General features: G+C 56.8%; 14 protein-coding genes. 13 read left to right on the top strand and 1 reads right to left on the bottom strand.

The window, feature by feature from the left end; genetic code table 11:
• Nucleotides 1–64 precede the first annotated feature (64 nt).
• From BCS37_RS05975 to BCS37_RS05960, 4 genes are read left to right on the top strand one after another with little or no spacing between them, the layout of a single operon-like run.
• Nucleotides 65–742, top strand: coding sequence for a response regulator transcription factor (locus tag BCS37_RS05975; protein ID WP_069180606.1), 678 nt, complete (start codon nucleotides 65–67; stop codon nucleotides 740–742).
• Entirely contained in the window at nucleotides 739–2,046 is a 1,308-nt protein-coding gene (locus BCS37_RS05970; protein ID WP_069180605.1) for a sensor histidine kinase, read from the top strand. Before BCS37_RS05975 ends, BCS37_RS05970 begins: the two co-directional genes overlap by 4 nt.
• 10 nt (nucleotides 2,047–2,056) lie before the next feature.
• Complete coding sequence (locus BCS37_RS05965) at nucleotides 2,057–2,893, top strand: energy-coupling factor transporter ATPase (RefSeq protein WP_069180604.1); 837 nt, start codon at nucleotides 2,057–2,059, stop codon at nucleotides 2,891–2,893.
• A complete protein-coding gene (locus BCS37_RS05960; RefSeq protein ID WP_069180603.1) occupies nucleotides 2,878–3,729 on the top strand; it encodes an energy-coupling factor transporter ATPase in 852 nt (283 codons plus the stop codon). Before BCS37_RS05965 ends, BCS37_RS05960 begins: the two co-directional genes overlap by 16 nt.
• A gap of 44 nt (nucleotides 3,730–3,773) precedes the next feature.
• Here the strand turns inward: BCS37_RS05960 and BCS37_RS05955 are convergent, their stop codons facing one another.
• Nucleotides 3,774–4,985 carry an HD-GYP domain-containing protein gene (locus BCS37_RS05955; RefSeq protein WP_069180602.1) on the bottom strand — a complete coding sequence of 404 codons (1,212 nt, stop codon included), beginning with the start codon at nucleotides 4,983–4,985 and terminating at the stop codon, nucleotides 3,774–3,776.
• Nucleotides 4,986–5,212: 227 nt separating this feature from the next.
• Here BCS37_RS05955 and BCS37_RS05950 point away from each other — a divergent pair, with 227 nt between their 5' ends.
• The 9 genes from BCS37_RS05950 to BCS37_RS05910 all read left to right on the top strand — a co-directional run bounded on the left by BCS37_RS05950 (nucleotide 5,213) and on the right by BCS37_RS05910 (nucleotide 19,234).
• Nucleotides 5,213–6,676, top strand: coding sequence for an LCP family protein (locus tag BCS37_RS05950; RefSeq protein WP_069181561.1), 1,464 nt, complete (start codon nucleotides 5,213–5,215; stop codon nucleotides 6,674–6,676).
• 1 nt (nucleotide 6,677) lies between these two features.
• A complete protein-coding gene (locus tag BCS37_RS05945; protein ID WP_069180601.1) occupies nucleotides 6,678–8,603 on the top strand; it encodes an ABC-F family ATP-binding cassette domain-containing protein in 1,926 nt (641 codons plus the stop codon).
• Between the two features lies 1 nt (nucleotide 8,604).
• Nucleotides 8,605–10,773 (top strand): SF1B family DNA helicase RecD2, encoded by a 2,169-nt coding sequence (gene recD2 / locus BCS37_RS05940; protein WP_069180600.1) that lies wholly within the window; start codon nucleotides 8,605–8,607, stop codon nucleotides 10,771–10,773.
• A 235-nt stretch (nucleotides 10,774–11,008) separates the two neighbouring features.
• A complete protein-coding gene (locus BCS37_RS05935) occupies nucleotides 11,009–11,953 on the top strand; it encodes an aspartate carbamoyltransferase catalytic subunit (RefSeq protein WP_069180599.1) in 945 nt (314 codons plus the stop codon).
• Nucleotides 11,953–13,245: a dihydroorotase gene (locus BCS37_RS05930; protein ID WP_069180598.1), complete on the top strand. Its 1,293-nt coding sequence runs from the start codon at nucleotides 11,953–11,955 to the stop codon at nucleotides 13,243–13,245. Before BCS37_RS05935 ends, BCS37_RS05930 begins: the two co-directional genes overlap by 1 nt.
• The gene (gene carA, locus BCS37_RS05925; RefSeq protein ID WP_069180597.1) at nucleotides 13,242–14,315 is read left to right on the top strand and encodes a glutamine-hydrolyzing carbamoyl-phosphate synthase small subunit; all 1,074 of its coding nucleotides are present in this window, start codon (nucleotides 13,242–13,244) and stop codon (nucleotides 14,313–14,315) included. The genes BCS37_RS05930 and carA overlap by 4 nt, the downstream gene beginning before the upstream one ends.
• 3 nt (nucleotides 14,316–14,318) lie before the next feature.
• Nucleotides 14,319–17,546: a carbamoyl-phosphate synthase large subunit gene (gene carB / locus BCS37_RS05920; protein ID WP_069180596.1), complete on the top strand. Its 3,228-nt coding sequence runs from the start codon at nucleotides 14,319–14,321 to the stop codon at nucleotides 17,544–17,546.
• Entirely contained in the window at nucleotides 17,518–18,300 is a 783-nt protein-coding gene (locus BCS37_RS05915) for a dihydroorotate dehydrogenase electron transfer subunit (RefSeq protein ID WP_069180595.1), read from the top strand. The genes carB and BCS37_RS05915 overlap by 29 nt, the downstream gene beginning before the upstream one ends.
• Nucleotides 18,290–19,234: a dihydroorotate dehydrogenase gene (locus BCS37_RS05910; RefSeq protein ID WP_069180594.1), complete on the top strand. Its 945-nt coding sequence runs from the start codon at nucleotides 18,290–18,292 to the stop codon at nucleotides 19,232–19,234. Before BCS37_RS05915 ends, BCS37_RS05910 begins: the two co-directional genes overlap by 11 nt.
• Nucleotides 19,235–19,335: the final 101 nt, after the last annotated feature.

Here is a 19,335-nt window from a genome sequence, read left to right as displayed (position 1 = left end):
CTTTCAGCTATCTTTCACCCCATTTTCCTATAATTTCCTTAGTACACAGCGGGGAGATGATATGATGCGCGTACTTCTGGCAGAAGATGATCTGCGCCTCGGCAAGCTCATCCAATATATGCTCGAACAGAATGATATCAGTGTTGAGTGGGTGACGGACGGCAGCGATATCTATGAGTATGCGACCTATACGGAGTATGACATCCTGATTCTGGACTGGATGATGCCGGGAGAAACAGGCGTGGATGCTTGTGCGCGGCTGCGCCGCAATGGTTATGACCGCGCCATCCTCATGCTGACCGCACGGGACTCGGTGGAGGATCGCGTGACGGGGCTGGATGCGGGGGCGGACGACTATCTGGTAAAGCCGTTCGAGTTCTCGGAGCTCCTTGCACGTCTGCGCGCCCTCGGGCGGCGCGCGACGCAGCGCATTCAGCATGAGGTGGATGAGATCGGTGGATTTAAGCTGAACCGCACGGCGAATATCCTTGAGAAGAACGGCAAGGTGATTCAGCTTTCGCCGCGCGAGTTCCAGCTTTTTGACCTCCTTGCGCAGAACATTGGCATTGTTGTGCCGCGTGACATCATCCTCGATCGCATCTGGGGGCTCGAGGCGGATGTCAGCTCCAACAACATTGACTCCTATATGAAAATGCTGCGCAAGAAGCTGGATGCTGCAGGAGCGGGGGCTGCGATCAAGACCATTCGCGGGGTCGGCTACAAGCTGGAGACACCGCATTGAACGAGCAGAACGTCTTTGGGCGCAGCCGTCTGCGGCTGATGCTGCGCTATGCTCTCGTTATGGGAGGACTGGTCATTGTCCTCCTCTTTGCCATGCACAAGACGATGGAGTGGGCGATCACATCCGAACAGGCGCGTGAGCTCTTGGATACGGCGGACAGTGTCGCAGCGTCGCAGGCATATGCTGTACTGCATGCGGGCATGGATATGGATGAGAACCAACTCTATCGCAGCACAAACGATCGCCTTTTCTACTACGTCTTTGACGATCGCGGGCGTCTCGTCAGCTTTTCACGTGCCTCGTTCCGCATCGAGTCCTTTATTTTGGACATTGTCGGTGTATGGGATGCGCCTGAGAGGGAGGTGCGCGTTTTTACGCAGACAAATGCATACGGCGCACAGACGAAAGTGATGATGACGGCACAGACGGTGTTCAGTCCACCTCTGCCGCTGCAGACCGTCTATGTCGGCAAGGACGTTACCGCCATGTATAACGGTATGGAGAAGGCGACCTCGGCGCTTGCAGCACTCGGCGTACTCGCGCTCATCTGTGCTGCCGGTGTCGGCTACGTCCTCTCGGGTGGTGCGATGAAGCCTGTACGTGAGGCATATGAAAAGCAGCGGCAGTTTGCTGCGGACGCCTCGCATGAGCTGCGTACTCCGCTTGCTGTCGTGCTCGCCTCGGCCGATCTCCTGCGCAGCGATCCTTCCATTACCTCGCCGTTCTTGAAGCAGGTCATTGAAGACGTGCGCGATGAGGTGAAGAAGATGACGAAGCTTGTCAGCGACCTCCTCACTGTGGCACGCACTGACGGGCGAGCAAACCAACTCAAACCCGTGCGTATGGATTTCGTCTCTGCCGTCCAACAGACGGTTCGTATCATGCGCCCCTTTGCTGAGAAGAAGGACATCGTGATTGATGAAGTGCTGCCGAAGCGTGCGGAGATCTACGCCGATGAACAGAAAATCCGTCAGTTGATTCTGATCCTCGTCGACAACGCGGTCAAGTATACGCCTGAGCGCGGGCGTATTACGATCTGTGTGGAACAGAAGGAAAAGGGGAGCATCCAGCTCTCCGTTGCAGACACGGGAATCGGCATTGCACCGGAACATCGCGATCGCATCTTTGATCGCTTCTACCGTGTGGACAAGGTGCGCTCGCGCCGCATGGGCGGCAATGGGCTGGGGCTCGCTATTGCACGGGAGATTGTCGAGGCACACGGGGGAACAATCGCGGTGGAGAGCGAGATTGATAAAGGAACGACCTTCTATGTGCAGCTGAAGGCGAGAATAAAGCATTCGTGAGAGGACGGAAATGACAGAGATTTTTTTTGAGCTTGATCATGTCACGCATGTCTACCAAAGCAGCGAGGGAGAGGGACATGAGGCACTGCGCGGTGTCACCCTCTCGATTGCAGCCGGGGAGTTTGTGGCGGTGCTCGGGGCGAACGGCTCGGGGAAGTCGACCCTTGCACGTCATCTGAACGGACTCCTCCTCCCGACTGAGGGGCATTGCCTCGTACGTGGATTCGATACGAAGGATGAGATGCACCGCTGGGACATCCGACAGGAGGTCAGCATGGTATTCCAGAATCCGGACAATCAGCTCATCGCGGCGGTTGTGGCAGATGATGTGGCATTCGGCCCTGAGAATCTCGGCGTGCCGCCCGCAGAGATCCGTGCGCGCGTGCAGAATGCACTCGCCCTTGTCGGCATGGAGGCATATGCACAGGCAGCCCCACATCTCCTCTCAGGCGGACAGAAGCAGCGCATTGCCATTGCAGGGGCGATTGCAATGCAGACACATTGTCTCGTCCTCGATGAACCGACGGCAATGCTCGATCCGCGCGGGAGAGCAGAGGTGCTGAGTGCTGTCGAGAAACTTCATGATGAGCAGGGGATGACCATCGTCTACATCACGCATTTTATGGAAGAGGCAATTGCGGCAGATCGCATTGTACTTATGGATGCGGGGCAGATCGTCATGGACGGAACACCGCGCGAGATCTTTGCGCAGCCGGAGCAGGTACGCGCACTAGGGTTGGATCTTCCTCTTGCAGCCGATCTTGCAGAGCGTCTGCGGAACGGTGGGTGGGATCTCCCGCAGGATATTGTAACGGATGAGGAGCTGCTGCATTGTCTATCGAGATAGAATCACTGTCCTACACCTACATGGAAAAAACGCCGCTCTCCCACACGGCTCTGCACGGTGTCACGCTGACGATTGCATCGGGCTCGTTTACGGCGATCGCGGGGGAAACGGGCGCCGGAAAGTCAACGCTCATGCAGCTGATCGGTGGACTCCTGATACCGACGGCAGGGCAGATTCTCGTGGACGGTGTCAGCCTCCACGGCAAAACGAAAAAGGAAAAGGAGGCGGCGCGGACGGCACGCTTCCGCATCGGCATGGTCTTTCAATATCCAGAACATCAGCTCTTCGAGGAGTCGGTGTATGAAGACATTGCCTTCGGTCCGCGCAATCAAGGATTGACGGATGCGGAAGTCGAGGCGCGTGTGCGCGAGGCGATGGAGCTCGTCCGCCTGCCTGAGAGCTACCGTGATCGTTCGCCATTTGCACTCTCGGGCGGAGAGCGCAGACGTGCGGCGATTGCAGGCGTGCTTGCGCTGGCACCGCGTTACCTCGTTCTCGATGAGCCGGCAGCGGGGCTCGACCCGCGCGGACGCGAGACGCTCCTATCCATGCTTACAATGCTTCACCGCGAGCGCGGCGTCAGTATTGTCCTCGTATCGCACAGTATGGAGGACATTCTGCGCGTCGCAGATCATATGGTGATCCTCGCGGGCGGACAGGTCATTGGAGAGGGCGCGCCGCACGTGCTGTTTCAGCGTGACGATCTTCTTGTGCGTGCTTCTCTTGCCGCACCGCATCTTCTGCGCCTTGGACAGAAGCTTACCGCGGCGGGCTACCTTGTAGGAAACTGCACAACGGTGGAGGATATGGCAGCAAAGATTTTAGAGGCAAGATAACGTCACAAAAAAACCGGACAGGATCGTCCGGTTTTTTTGTGACGTTATCTTGTGCGCATACGCGGCGGTGCAGATACACCCGAGGGGACAATCCCTGCCGCCCGATCCTTCTCACGCTCTTCCTCGAGGTAGTAAGTCGGATCGACACCGAGTTCATGGATGAAGTGGTAGAGATCGTTGCCCGTTGGAACGACCTGTATGGAGGAAGCGCCGTCCTTCTCCTCGGAGAGGTCGATCAGACTCCGTTCACTCAGCAGTTTGCCGTTGACATCAGCAAAGAGAATGATGATTGGCGTCGTTGTGCGGCCAAACTTGCTTTCCTTTACAACAGCGAAGCCAAACGTAGTCTTGAGCACAGCCCCCTCCGGATAGATGGCAACGTTGTTGAAGAAGAGGTCGAGCAGCTTCGGGTCGAACTGTCCCTTGTTGATATTATGCATGATGTTGTAGGCAATGTTCGGCATATACGCCTTCTTGTAGGGCCGCTCACTCGTCAATGCATCGTAGACATCGGCAATCGCCGCGATCTTCGCAAAGCGGTGCATCTCCTCGCCCTTAAGGCCGCGGGGATAGCCCGTGCCATCGATGTGCTCGTGATGTTGTCCCGCGATCGCCGCCAATATGCTCGATTTCGGGAGACCGTGCATCTTTAGGATGCGCCGCGCACCATCGGCAGGGTGCTTCTTCATGATGTCGAACTCGCTGTTGCTCAGACTTCGGTTTTTCGTGAGGATGTCCGTGTGCACGTCGATCTTACCGAGGTCGTGCAGGAGTCCGCCGAGCGTGATGAGGGACAGATCCTCCTTTGGCAGGTGACAGAGCATTCCCATCATTGCTGAGAGGACGGCGACGTTCACGCTGTGTGCAAAGGTATATGCATCGTGCGTACGAATGTCCGTGAGCTGAACAAGGTTTTCATGATTTTCAAAGAGATTGAAAACGATCGAATCGGTCACCTTTTGCAGCGCTGGTATATCGAGAGTTCCGTTTTCCTCAATGGACTGAAATGTATTGTAGACGGCATTGATTGCATTGACGCGCGTCTTCTCCTCAATCACGTCCGGTGGTGGTGGGAGCTTGTGGCGCGGATCCATGGAGGTTACTGTAACTGACTGGATGCCGAGCTGCTGCATGCGTCGAATATAGTCAATCGTAACCGGCTGCCCCTTGACGAGATAGCTTCCCCCCGCGGTATTGAACAGACTTTGCCCAAGTACCATGCCATCTTTTAGTTTCGAGACAGGAAGTCGTAGCATTTTTTCCCCCTTATCCGTTCGGTGTGTATCGCCGTATTCTGCCCGTGAGAGCAGTTCCCTAAGTGCGGTTGGATACAGAATCTACCTACGTATATAAGTGTTTTTAGTTTACATGAAATACCGTGTTTTGTAAAGAGTTATAGAGATATGTGCCGTTCCAACGGGCTTTGTATTTGCATGGAACTTTTGTTTTTGTTATACTGGGTACAATTTATCGGGAGAGGACGATATACGGATTGATACGGGAACAAGCATCACAGGCGAAGCAGGATCGTACATTTATCAAATATGCAGGGGCTGTATTTGCCTTTTCCTTTCTGCTTGTCTGTGCCATTTACTATGCGGGCAGCTATTTTATGTCCGGATCGCTGCGGACAGGGAATACATTTGCCAATTTGCCGGAGAACGATCTGGGTTATGTGCTCATTATGGGAGTGGATCGGAGGGAGGGGGATGTCGGACGCAGTGATACACTGATGCTGGCTGCCGTCGATGAGGAGCACGGGCGTGCTGCGCTGCTCTCGATACCGCGGGATACGCGTGTCAAGGTCGGCAGCTACGGCTATGACAAGATCAATCACGCCTATGCATTCGGCGGGCACGAGATGACGCTCGCCTCGGTCAGCCAACTCGTTGGTGTTCCTGTGACGCATTACATCATGATCGATACGTCGGCATTCGAGCGAATCGTAGATGCAGTCGGCGGCGTGGACATCGACGTGGAGAAACGGATGCACTATGAGGATCCGTGGGACGATAACGGCGGCCTCGTGATTGATCTCGCCCCCGGAGAGCAGCATATGGACGGTGCACATGCAATCCAATATGTGCGTTATCGCGACGGAGAGGGGGATATCGGCCGCATTGGACGCCAGCAACGCTTTATGCGTGCTCTTCTCGCGCAGTTCCTGTCTCCGCAGGTGCTTCCGCGTCTTGCCGCCGTGGTGGATGAGGTGCAGGCTGCCGTTGAGACAGATCTGACGACGCGGCAACTGCTGACACTCGCAAAACGGCTGAAGGATATCGAAGCAGCCGGCATGGATATGCAGATGGTTGCGGGAGCTCCGGCATATCTCGGGGACGTGAGCTATTGGATTCCAGATATCGTGGAGACACGCAAGGAACTGTTTGCAGGTGTGGGAAGGGATCTTCCTGCGCCGATGCAGGAGGCGGCAGAGCAGGATGCTGCCGTCTATCGAGCAGATACACCGGAGCGTCTGCGCGTGATGACGGAGACGGATGAGCGCGAACTGCTTCCCTCCGCCGAGAAACTCCTCGCTGAAGGGGAATCTGCCATCGAAGTGCAACGCGCGGAGCGTGGCATTGCGGAGAAGAATCCCGAAAAAAAGACGGGAGAGAAGAAAACGGAAGAAATTAAAGGCAGCCGTGCGGACAGGGCGGAGGACATCTCTGTCATGATTATCAACGCCAGTGGAATCGACGGTGCAGGTGCTGAGATCGCTGATACGCTGCGGGCAAAGGGGTTCCATATATCCAGTGTGGAGACGGGCAATGCCTCGGATCGACCAAAGACTGCCGTCATGACGGCAGATTCCCATGTCAAGCTGTTCTATGGGATGCCCTTTCCCTGTGTCATCATGCCTGTTGAGGGGACAGGAGAGCGGCAGGCGATTGTGATCATTGGGCGTGACTACCGTGCGCATGCCGTGCACGAGGATGGAGAAGAGTGACATGGGGAGTCTGAAAGTAATTGGATTAGAGAAGGCGTACGGCATACGTACGCTGTTTTCCAATGTAAACTTTGAAGTGCAGCGCGGGGACAAGGTAGGGCTCGTCGGTGCAAACGGCGCAGGCAAGACGACACTCATGCGGATTCTTCTCGGACATGAGGAGAATGACGGCGGTCAGATTGTGATGGATCGTGCCGATACGATCGGTTATGTTGAGCAGCAGGCAGATTTTTCCAACGATACATTGTACGAGGAACTGCGCAGTGCATTTTCAGATCTCATTGCGCTCCGCGCAGAGAAGGAGCGGATGGAGCGTGATATTGCAGCAGGGGCTGCCGGTGTGGAGGAACTCGCCGCATACGGAAATCTCGTGACGCGATTCGAAGCGATGGACGGATACGATTTCGAGAGCCGTATTCGCCGCGTTGCGTTCGGACTTGGCTTCTCCGAGGCAGAGCTCCAAAAGGATGTCCGGCATTTTTCGGGCGGACAGACCACGCGCATATGTCTCGCAAAGGCACTGCTGCGTGAGCCGGACTTCCTCTTTTTGGATGAGCCGACAAATCATCTCGATATCGGCATGATTGAGTGGCTCGAAAGATTTCTGCAGTCCTATCGCGGCGGCGTACTCCTGATATCGCACGACCGCTATTTCCTCGACCGCGTTGCGACGCGCATTTTGGAGCTCGATCACGCAGAGATTACGGCATACACGGGAAACTACACGCACTATATGCGGGTGAAGAATGATCGGCGTGCGGCACTGCAGAGTGCATATGAAAAGCAGCAGGCACAGATTAAGAAAACCGAGGAGTATATCAGCCGATACAAGGCGGGTATCAAGGCAAAGCAGGCACGCGGACGGCAGAGTCAGCTGAATCGGCTCGAACGAATTGTGCTGCCGCCGGAGGCGGCGCGCTTCAAATACTTCGCGTTTACCAAGCCGATGGAGTGTGCACAGCGCGTGGCGGAACTCGAGGATATTGCGTTCGCCTATCCGGGTGGTCAGCGTGTGCTTGACCGCATCTCCCTCCTTATCCGCAAGGGGGACGGCGTGGCACTGATCGGGGAGAACGGTGTCGGCAAGACGACCCTGCTGCAAATTCTCGTTGGGGAGCTCGAAGCGACGGGGCGTCTGAAAATCGGCAGCCGTGTCAAGATCGGCTATTTCTCCCAACAGCATGAGGGCCTGGATCCGAACAAGACGATACTGGATGAGATCTGCTATACGTTCGGTTTGGATGAGGAGACGGCACGCGGGTATCTTGGCGCGTTCCTCTTCCACGGTGACGATGTTCTGCGGCTCATCGGTGCACTCTCGGGCGGTGAGCAGGCGCGTGTGGCATTCCTCAAACTCATGCTGACGGATGCGAACTTTCTCGTACTGGACGAGCCGACGAACCATCTTGACATCCCTGCACGCGAGGCGGTGGAAGAGGCGTTGATGGCATTCCCCGGCACGTTTATCGCCGTGTCGCATGACCGCTATTTTCTCGACAAGACGGCAAACTGCACTCTTGAGCTAAAGGATGGCAGGATCACGGAGTACCTCGGTAACTACAGCTACTATCTGATGAAGAAGGAAGCCGAGGGAGAGGCGGCGGCAGCGGACGTGCCGTGCGCGGAAAAGAAGGCGCAGAATGCGCCTCCCGCACAGGAGAAAAAAGACCGCGTGGAAGTACCTGCTGCGCCGAAGTCTACCGTACACAGTGCCATCCCTGCCGCCCGCCGGCAGGAGATGATCGAGCGCACAGAGGCGGAAATCGCAATGGCAGAGGCGGAGCTGAAGGGGCTTGAGTACGAGATGAACCGCCCAGAGACACAGGCGGATCCGGAGCGTAGTCATGCGATTGCAGAGGCGTATGCAGCGAAGGAAATCGAGATCATGCAGCGTTATGAGAAGTGGCAGCAGCTGACGGAGGCGTGAGATGGAACTCCAACAAAACCTTGGGTTTCACACCGAGGAAGAAGAGCTGACAGGCGTTGTCGATCATGTCATCTTCTCTGCGGGCGACGGTGCATTCGCTGTCTTTCGCCTGCGTATGGAGCACGCGGGAAAATGCACGGCGACAACGAAGGGGGTCGCTCCATTGGTCGGGCAGGAGGTTCGTTTGACTGGGAGCTGGGTCACGCATCCGCGTTTTGGGCGGCAGTTTCAGGCGGCGCGTATGCGCGTCAGTGCTCCCACGAGTGCGGGCGGCATTGAGCGTTTTCTCGCATCGGGCACCATTGACGGGATTGGTCCCGCGATGGCGCGGCGCATCGTCGAGAAGTTCGGCGCGGAGGCACTTCTCATCATCGAGCGTGCGCCGAGCCGCCTCAAAGAAATTTCGGGCATCGGCCCGAAGACTGTGGAGAAGATAACCGCCTCCTATATGCGCCAGTCCGAGCTGCGCGACATCATGCTCTGGCTTGAGGAGCACGGTGTGAGCGGCACCTACGCGGCGCGTATTTTCAAGGCATACGGATCGCTTGCGGTCGAGGTGATGGAGAAAGCTCCCTATCGTCTCGCGCAGGAGATTGACGGGATCGGCTTCATCACAGCGGATACCATCGCCATTGCCGCAGGATGGGAAAAAAACTCCTTTCCGCGCATTGCCGCAGGACTTTCCTATGAGCTCACACAAATCTCCTCGGGCGGACACTGCTGCATTCCCGAATCCATGCTTGCGGAGCAGGCAGCAAAGCGTCTTGGCGTCACGCGCAGTGAGGTCATGGAGGTGCTCAGTCGTGAGGTGAAGATGAGCCGTCTCTATGCAGTGGACGAGATGGGGGAGCGTCTCATCTACGCACCGCAGCTCTACAAGGCGGAGGCGGAGACGGCGCGGTTGCTGCGGATGCTGCAGAGAAAGGCGGATCACATTCACATTCACGATACCACTGCCCTCGTTACGGCGTGGGAGGCGGAGCATCGTGTCAGTCTCGCTGCAACGCAGCGTGAGGCGGTCATTGCCGCGCTCGAACACGGCGTTCTCGTTCTGACGGGAGGCCCGGGTACGGGCAAGACGACTGTCGTGCGCAGCATGATCGACATCCTCGGGGCACAGGGGCTTGAGATCCTGCTTGCCGCCCCGACGGGACGCGCGGCAAAGCGTCTCGCGGAGGCGACAGGCTATCCCGCTGCGACTGTGCACCGTATGCTCGAAGCACAGGGCAGGGAGGACGGTGAGATGCGCTTTGCACGCGACGCAGAGACGCAGCTCGAGGCGGATGTCATCATTGTGGACGAGGTTTCCATGATGGACATCGTGCTCATGCAGCATCTCCTCACCGCCGTCCTCCCGGGGGCTCATCTCATCCTCGTCGGCGATGTGGATCAGCTCCCTGCCGTCGGTCCGGGATCTGTGCTCAAGGACATCCTGCGCTCGGGCGTCATTCCGAGCGTCCGTCTGACCGAGATCTTCCGTCAGAACAATACGGGCACGATCGTCCTCAATGCACACGCCATCAACTCCGGTCGTGTGCCCTCCTTCACGGAGGCGGATTTTTCATTCGTTACAGCAGTATCGAGCGAGGATGCTGCCGCGCAGATTGTTTCCATTTCCACACAGCTCATTCGCACAGGCACTGATCTCATGGATCTGCAGGTGCTCTCGCCCATGCGGCGCGAGGCATGCGGTGTGGATCTGCTCAACCGCAGCTTGCAGGCGGCACTGAATCCGCCTGCGGCAGACAAGGCGGAGGCAGTCGGATTTCGCCTCGGCGACAAAGTCATGCAGACACGCAACGACTATATGAAGAATGTGTTCAACGGCGACATCGGACACATTGTCCAAATCGATTCGGAGCACCTCGTTGTCGCATTTGCAGAGGATGTGGAGATTCCCTATACGCGGGACGAGTTCGGTGCACTCACCCTTGCCTATGCGATGAGTGTGCATAAAAGTCAAGGCAGTGAGTACGACATCATCATCCTACCGCTCGTGCGTGCCCATCACATTATGCTGCAGCGCAATCTCCTCTACACTGCCGTTACGCGTGCGAAGAAGGGAGTCATCCTCATCGGCGACCGCACGGCACTCTTTTCCGCCGTGAGCAACGATCGCACGCGCCGCCGCTATACACTGCTCGCAGAGCGGCTGGCGGAGAAAATCTAATCTTGCGTTGCTGTGCAAGCGGTTGATTTTTGCGGCTGAAAACAGTATAATGAGGAGAAATAAAGGAAGCATGGTATCTATGCTTCCTACATATCACCTTTTAAGAGGTCCTGTGAGGCCTTAAGGGAGTTTTCAATGAAACACACGACACCATCCGTCTATCCAATTTTAGAATGCAAAGCTTTCTTATGCCTTTCTTTTGGCATTGGAAAGCTTTTTTAGTGCGTGAAAGGGGATGCACATGAGTCAGGAGTTATCACTCAAGGGACGGGATGTTCTTGCGCTCGAAGATTTTTCGGCGGAGGAGATTCGTCTCGTTCTGAACACGGCACGCGAGATGAAGAACATTGTCGGCCGCGACATCAAGAAGGTGCCGGCACTCAGGGGAAAGGCGATCGTCACGCTGTTCTACGAGCCGAGCACGCGCACTCGTACGTCATTTGAGCTCGCAGGAAAGTACCTCGGCGCAGATGTCGTGAACATCACGGCAAGTGCGTCCAGTGTCGTGAAGGGGGAGAGCCTGCGCGACACGCTCTATACGATTGAGGCGATGGGTACGGACGCGATCGTCATGCGCCACAAGGCGGAGGGAGCTGCCGCATACGCTGCTGACGCTGTTTCTCCCGTGATTATCAATGCGGGCGACGGCGCACATGCACATCCCTCGCAGGGGCTTCTCAATCTCTATACCATCGAGGAGAACAAGGGGAAGCTTGCGGGACTGAAGGTCGCCATTCTCGGAGACGTGCTGCACAGCCGCGTCGCTCGCTCGGATATACAGGGCATGCGCAAGATGGGCATGGACGTGCATATCGCGGGGCCGCGTCCTCTCCTGCCTCGTTTTCTCCATGAGGAGGAAGGCATCACCATCCACGACCGCATCGAGGATGCGGTGGAGGGGGCAGATGTGATCGAGGTGCTGCGCATTCAGCTCGAACGTATGAAGGGCGGGCTGTTTCCGTCGACGCGCGAGTATGCGCGCATCTACGGGCTGAACGAGGAGCGTCTGGCACTTGCGAACAACGCACTCGTGCTTCATCCGGGTCCCATGAACAAGGGCTGGGAAATCTCGGAATCCGTCGCATACGGCGTACAGTCACGGATTCAGGAGGAAGTGAAAAACGGGGTTGCCATCCGCATGGCACTCTTCACATTGGTGCTGATGGGAGGGAAAGCCTGATGAGCGCATTGATTTTGAAGGGCGGTCGGGTGATTGACCCCGCCGCACAGCGAGATGAAATCTGTGATGTCCTCATTGAGAACGGTGTCATCCGTCAGGTAGGAAAAGATCTGAATGCAGACGGTGCCGAGATCTATGATGCCTCCGGAAAAATTGTCACTCCGGGGTTCATCGATATGCATACGCATCTCCGTGAGCCGGGGCAGGAGGCGAAGGAGGACTTTGCCTCCGGTTCGCGCGCAGGTGCAGCGGGTGGCTATACGACGATTGCAACGATGCCGAACACGCGTCCCGTGGTGGATGATGCGGCGCTTGTCACGAGCCTCATCAAACGCGCGGAGGACGTTGCCGTCATTCACATCCGCATCATCGGCGCGGTGACGAAGAATCAGGAGGGCAAGGAGCTCGCCGAGCTCGGTGACATGGTCGAAGCAGGTGCGGTTGCGTTCTCGGACGACGGTCATTATGATCCGTCGGCAAAGGTACTGCTCAGTGCCTACGACTACCTCATTCCGTTCGACAAGGCGATCATCAATCACGAGGAAGACACCTCCCTCGTTGAGGACGGTGCGATGAACGAGGGACATCGCAGTGCGATGCTCGGTATCAAGGGGCGTCCGATCGTGGCGGAGGACATTGCGGTTGCACGCGACATTATGCTCGCGGAGTACGCGGGCGCACATGTGCACGTCGCGCACATCAGCTCTGGGCGTGCCGTGCAGCTTGTCCGTGAGGCAAAGGTGCGCGGTGTGCGTGCGACAACGGAGGTCACACCGCATCATCTGACACTGACGGACGAATGTGTCGACCCACGCGACAGCTCGACAAAGGTAAATCCGCCGCTGCGCACGGCAAGGGATGTCGAGGCGATGGTTGCAGGGCTGCTCGACGGAACAATCGAGATGATCGTCACCGACCACTCGCCGCACGCACCCGAGGAGAAGGATCGTGAGTATATCTACGCCCCGAGTGGCTTCCCGGGACTTGAGACGGCACTCGGCGTGCTGATGACTGACCTCGTTCACACGGGCAAAGTCCCGCTCGCGACTCTGATCGAGCGAATGTCCTACGGTCCTGCGCGCGTGTTCAAGCTGAATGCGGGCACACTCGGTGAGGGTGCACCCGCCGATATCACGGTGATCGACCCCGAACTGCAATGGACGGTTGATGTGAACAAGTTCTATACGCGGGGCAGACATTCCCCGTTCAACGGACGGCAGCTCAAGGGGAAAGCGGTGCTTACCGTGGTCGATGGCAAAATTGTTATGAAGGATGGGGTCATAGTAGTATGAAAGGGAAACTGATACTGGAGGACGGTTCGGTCTACACGGGCGAATTGCTTCACAGTGATACAAAAGCTGTGGGTGAGGTCGTATTTACCACGACGATGACGGGATATCAGGAGAGCCTGACCGATCCGTCCTTCTGCGGGCAGATTCTCACGATGACGTATCCGCTGATCGGGAACTACGGTGCGGCGGCGAAGTTCATGCAGTCACGCAAGTCCTTTGTGCACGGCTTTGTCATCGGTGAACTCTGTGACGCACCGAACAACTGGCAATCTGAGGAGAGCTTGACGGACTTTCTGACCGAGCACGAGATTCCGTGCCTTTACAATGTGGACACACGCGCAATCACGCGTCACATCCGCTCTGCGGGTGCGATGAAGGGCGTAATCGTTCCCGCAGATCTAGCGGAGCGCGAGATCGCAGCATTGCAGACGGAGGAACTTCCGCGCAACGTCGTGGAGATCGTTACGACCCCCGAGATCTACACCCTTGAGACGGAAACGCCTGATGCACCGCATATCGTGGCAATGGATTTTGGTGTGAAGCGCAGTATTCTGCACAACATCAATCGGATCGGGGCAAAAGTCACAGTCGTGCCTGCGCAGACCAGTGCAGAAGAGGTGCTTGCACTGAACCCTGACGGAGTGTTCCTCTCGAACGGTCCCGGCGACCCGACGGATGTGCCGGAGATTGTCGAGGAAGTCCGTAAGCTCGCGGGAAAGAAGCCGATCTTCGGCATCTGCCTCGGACATCAGCTGCTCGCGCTTGCGTTTGGTGCGAAGACGTACAAGATGAAGTTCGGACATCGCGGCGGCAATCAGCCCGTTAAGAATCTCAAGATGGGCAAGGTGCACATCTCTGCACAGAACCACGGCTATGCCGTCGACCCTGCCTCGCTTTCGGGCACACCACTTGTTGTTACACATACAAATGTCAATGACGATACGATTGAGGGACTGCGTCATACGTCGCTGCCGATCTTCTCCGTGCAGTATCATCCGGAAGCTGCGCCGGGACCGGACGACAATATGTATCTCTTTGATGAGTTCTGGAATTTGATGAAGGGAGAGTGACGTATGCCGCGCAAGGAAAATTTGAAGAAGGTCATGGTCATCGGCTCCGGCCCTATCATCATCGGACAGGCTGCGGAGTTTGACTATGCGGGCTCGCAGGCGTGCCGCGCACTGCGAGAAGATGGTCTCGAGGTTGTGCTCGTCAACAGCAACCCCGCAACCATTATGACGGATACACACATCGCCGACCGTGTCTACATCGAGCCGCTGACGCCGGAATTTCTTGAGGAGATTATCGCCAAGGAGAAGCCCGATGGTCTCTTGGCAACGCTTGGCGGGCAGGCAGGACTAAACCTCGCCGTGCAGCTTGCCGAGAAGGGAGTTCTCGCACAGCACGGCGTGGAACTGCTCGGAACTTCGCTGGAAGCAATCGAGAAGGCGGAGGATCGTGAGCGATTCAAAGAGACGATGGAGAAACTCGGCGAACCAATTCCAGAGAGCACGATTGTCGAAGATGTTCATTCAGCTGTCGAATTTGCAAATACCATCGGATATCCTGTCATCGTACGTCCTGCGTATACAATGGGCGGTACAGGCGGTGGTATTGCCGAGAATGAGGAAGAGCTCATTGCAACCGTTATCAAGGGGCTTAACTACTCGATGATTGGGCAGGTACTCATCGAGCGCAGCGTTGCCGGATGGAAGGAAATCGAGTTTGAGGTCATCCGTGACGGCAATGACAACTGCATCACCGTTTGCAGCATGGAGAATTTTGATCCCGTCGGTGTTCATACAGGTGACAGTATTGTTGTTGCTCCTGCACAAACACTGACGGATCACGAGTATCAAATGCTCCGCAGCGCGAGCCTTCGCATCATTCGTGAGCTCGGCATTGAAGGGGGCTGCAACGCCCAGTATGCGCTCGATACGAAGAGCAATAAATACTATGTCATTGAGGTCAATCCCCGTGTCAGCCGCTCCTCGGCACTCGCGTCCAAGGCGACGGGCTATCCGATTGCAAAGGTATCCTCGAAAATTGCGATTGGCTACACGCTGGATGAGATTGTCAACTCGGTTACAAAGAAGACAAAGGCGTGCTTCGAGCCGACGATTGACTACTGCGTTGTGAAGTTCCCACGCTGGCCATTCGATAAATTCATCTACGCTGACCATACACTCGGCACACAGATGAAGGCAACAGGCGAGGTTATGTCGATTGACCGCAGCTTTGAAGGAGCAATTCTCAAAGCGGTGCGCTCACTTGAGATTGGGGTCAACCGTCTTCACATCGACCGCTTTGTCGAGTGGGACGATGAGCGTGTGGAAAAGCAGCTTGCCCTCGTCAATGACGAGCGCATCTTTGTCATTGCCGAAGCCCTGCGGCGCGGGAAGCTGACGGTCGATGCCATCTCGGACATCACGAAGGTGGACAAATGGTTTATCCACAAGCTCAAGCATATCACGGATGTGGAGAATCAGCTTGCCTCTGCTCCGCTCACACCGAAGCTGCTCGCAGCGGCAAAATGGGTCGGGCTTGCCGATGTCTCCATTGCCGAGCTGACGAAGAAGACACGCGATGAGATCCGTACGATGCGCCGTACGCACAACATTCTTCCGTGCTACAAGATGGTGGACACCTGTGCCGCCGAGTTCGAGGCGATGACGCCGTACTATTATTCCACGTTTCGTGGAACGGAGGACGAGGTCACGGTCTCTCATCGGAAAAAGGTGATCGTGCTCGGCTCCGGCCCCATCCGCATCGGGCAGGGGGTCGAGTTCGACTACTGCTCGGTGCACTCCGTCTGGGCCCTGCGCGAGATGGGCATTGAGGCGATTATCATCAACAACAACCCCGAGACGGTCAGCACGGACTTTGACATCTCCGACCGTCTTTATTTCGAGCCGCTGACGGTGGAGGATGTGCTCAACATCGTCGACAAGGAGAAGCCGGACGGTGTCATTGTCCAGTTCGGCGGACAGACCGCAATCAATCTCGCGGCGGAACTTGAACGTGCAGGACTTCGTGTCTACGGCACGTCCGTCAATGACATTGACCGCTCCGAGGATCGTGAGCGATTCGACGAGGTGCTGACGCAGACGGGGATTTCGCGCCCCGAGGGGATCAGCGTGACAAATCTCGAGGATGCTGTCGCAGGTGCGACGCGCATCGGCTACCCTGTCATGGTGCGTCCCTCTTACGTCCTTGGCGGGCGCGCGATGGAGATTGTCTATAACGAGGAAGAACTGCGCGACTATATGAGCCGTGCGGTCAAGGTCACGCCCGATCATCCCGTCCTTGTCGACCGCTATATGCAGGGAACCGAGGTCGAGGTCGATGCCATTTCCGATGGTGTGGATGTCGTCATCCCCGGAATTATGGAGCACATCGAGCGTGCCGGCGTCCACTCGGGCGACAGCATCGCAGTCTATCCGCCGCAGACGCTGCCCGCACGCGTGATCTACACCATTATCGACTATACAAAACGGCTTGCCGTCGCGCTCCATGTCAAGGGGCTGCTCAACATCCAGTTTGTTGTCGCACGCGATGAGGTCTTTATCATCGAGGTCAACCCGCGCTCGAGCCGTACCGTGCCGTTCCTGTCCAAGATCACGAACGTCAACATGGTCGGTCTCGCGACACAGGTCGCAATGGGGGCGACCCTAAAGGAACTCGGCTTCCATTCGGGGCTGATTCCGCCGCGTCCCTATGTTGCGGTCAAGGCTCCCGTTTTCTCGTTCGCAAAGATGACGGATGTCGACATTTCTCTTGGACCTGAGATGAAGTCAACGGGCGAGGTCATGGGCGTGGACTACCACTATGCACGGGCACTTTACAAGGCAATTGTCGGCTCTGGTCTCAACATCCCAACGAGGGGCTGCCTCCTCTTTACAGTAGCGAACAAGGACAAGGAGGAGCTTAAACAGCTCGCCAAGGCATTCTCCGAATTCAACTTCGATATTGTGGCGACGGAGGGAACGGCAAAGGCGATTGCCTCGCTCGGAATTGATGTGGAGGTGGTCGGCAAGGTGCATGAGCGCAGCTCGGACATCATTGAGATGATTAAGAGCGGCAGGATCAACATGGTCATCAATACACTGACACAGGGCAAGCACTCCGCCCGTGACGGCTTCAAGATCCGCCGCGCCACGGTGGAGCACGGCATTGCCTGTCTCACCTCACTTGATACGGCATGGGAGGTGCTGCGCGTGCTTGAGTTTATGCGCAATCGCCGTCTGGTCTATACACTCGCGATTCAGGATTATGTCGGCGGAGGGGATGATCTTGCCTAAGGTAATCGAGGAGGCACGGATTCTTTCCCACGAAGCACCGATTGCGGGTGTCGATATACTGACGCTCGCCGCTCCGCAAATTGCACAAACGGCCCTGCCGGGGCAGTTCGTGCAGATCTCCGTACCGGCGGACGGCGGATTTCTGCGCCGTCCGCTCGGCATTGCGGAGGTTTCGCGCACGGATGAGTGGATTCGCCTCATCTACCGTCAGGTGGGGCGTGGTACGGAGACTCTTGCAGGAGCGGCGGCGGGGTCAGATGTCTCCGTCCTCGGGCCTCTGGGACGCGGCTTCGATACCGCGCTGGACCACCCGCTCCTCGTCGGCGGAGGCATGGGACTCACCCCACTCCTATTTTTTGCGGCAGAGCATCCAAATGTCTCCGTTCTGATGGGGGGGCGCACAAAGGAAGAAGTTTTCTGGGCGGACATTTATCGCCCCCATGTGCGTGAATGCTTCATCACGACGGACGATGGTTCATATGGCACGCAGGGCTTTGTGACAACGCTCCTGCCGGAATTATTGAAAGGCGGAACGTATGACGGCGTTGCGGTCTGCGGACCTCCCGTTATGATGGAGCGCGTCGCCGGGATTGCGAGCGAATACGGGATTCCCTGCGAGGTTTCGCTTGAAAAGCGCATGGCATGCGGACTTGGCGCGTGCCTGTCATGCGCTGTGGACACGAAAAGCGGCCGACGTAAGGTCTGCAAGGACGGCCCTGTTTTCCCGGCGGGGGAGGTGTACTATGCCTCCTAGTACAGTAAACTATCCGTATGATGATCTCCTGCGCACGAATATCGCCGGCATTGAGATGAGAACCCCAGTCCTAACGGCATCGGGGACGTTCGGCTTCGGCGAGGAGTTTGCGGATTTTGTCGACCTCGCGCGTCTCGGCGGCGTCATGGTGAAGGGAACGACACTCACTCCACGGCGTGGGAACGAGGGCGTACGCATCGCAGAGACACCACAGGGGATGCTCAACTGCATCGGGCTCGAAAATCCCGGCGTGGAGCACTTCCTGACGGAAATCCTGCCGCGCATCCGACCGTACGGCATGAATGTCATCGTCAACATATCGGGAAGCTCCGTCGAGGACTATGCGGAAATTGCACGACGGCTCAATGTCGACGGCGTTGCCGCGCTCGAGATTAACATCTCCTGCCCGAACGTCAGGGAGGGCGGCATCGTCTTTGGCACAGACCCGCGTGCGGCGGCAGACGTCGTACGTGCGGTGGTGTCGGCGTCCGAAAAGCCCGTCATTGCAAAGCTCTCGCCTAATGTCACGAGCATTACGGAGATGGCACTTGCCGTCGAGGAGGCGGGGGCAGATGCAATCTCGCTCATCAACACGCTCATCGGAATGCAGATCGACATCCATTGCCGCCGTCCCGTCCTTGGCAACCGCACGGGAGGGCTCTCGGGTCCTGCTGTGAAGCCGGTTGCCGTGCGCATGGTTTGGGACGTGGCACACGTTGTTCACGTTCCCGTCATCGGGATGGGCGGGATTTCCTCGTGGGAGGATGCGGTTGAATTCTTCCTTGCGGGTGCATCTGCGATTGCGGTCGGCACGGCGAACTTCGTCGATCCCTCCGTTACCATGAAGATCTGTGACGGATTGGGACGCTATTTGCATGAGAATAAGCTTTGCAGCATCGAGGAGATTATTGCGAAGGCGTGGGAAAACAATTAAAATTTATAAAAGAATTTCTCATAAAAGGGATTTCCTGTTCGTAGGTATTCCGTTCACCCCATGTGGCACAAGGCCTTGGGTGGATTTTGACACCTGTGCCC

Source organism: Selenomonas sp. oral taxon 920, from assembly GCF_001717585.1.
GTDB lineage: Bacteria > Bacillota > Negativicutes > Selenomonadales > Selenomonadaceae > Centipeda.
Note: the sequence above shows the minus strand (reverse complement) of the source record. Positions and strands in the feature narration are given on the sequence as shown.

Coding starts and splice junctions, on each gene's coding strand:
- BCS37_RS05975 (WP_069180606.1), top strand. CDS start 65: ATGCGCGTACTTCTGGCAGAAGATGATCTGCGCCTCGGCAAGCTCATC.
- BCS37_RS05965 (WP_069180604.1), top strand. CDS start 2,057: ATGACAGAGATTTTTTTTGAGCTTGATCATGTCACGCATGTCTACCAA.
- BCS37_RS05955 (WP_069180602.1), bottom strand. CDS start 4,985: ATGCTACGACTTCCTGTCTCGAAACTAAAAGATGGCATGGTACTTGGG.
- BCS37_RS05945 (WP_069180601.1), top strand. CDS start 6,678: ATGGGGAGTCTGAAAGTAATTGGATTAGAGAAGGCGTACGGCATACGT.
- recD2 (WP_069180600.1), top strand. CDS start 8,605: ATGGAACTCCAACAAAACCTTGGGTTTCACACCGAGGAAGAAGAGCTG.
- BCS37_RS05935 (WP_069180599.1), top strand. CDS start 11,009: ATGCACATGAGTCAGGAGTTATCACTCAAGGGACGGGATGTTCTTGCG.
- BCS37_RS05930 (WP_069180598.1), top strand. CDS start 11,953: ATGAGCGCATTGATTTTGAAGGGCGGTCGGGTGATTGACCCCGCCGCA.
- carA (WP_069180597.1), top strand. CDS start 13,242: ATGAAAGGGAAACTGATACTGGAGGACGGTTCGGTCTACACGGGCGAA.
- carB (WP_069180596.1), top strand. CDS start 14,319: ATGCCGCGCAAGGAAAATTTGAAGAAGGTCATGGTCATCGGCTCCGGC.
- BCS37_RS05915 (WP_069180595.1), top strand. CDS start 17,518: ATGTCGGCGGAGGGGATGATCTTGCCTAAGGTAATCGAGGAGGCACGG.
- BCS37_RS05910 (WP_069180594.1), top strand. CDS start 18,290: ATGCCTCCTAGTACAGTAAACTATCCGTATGATGATCTCCTGCGCACG.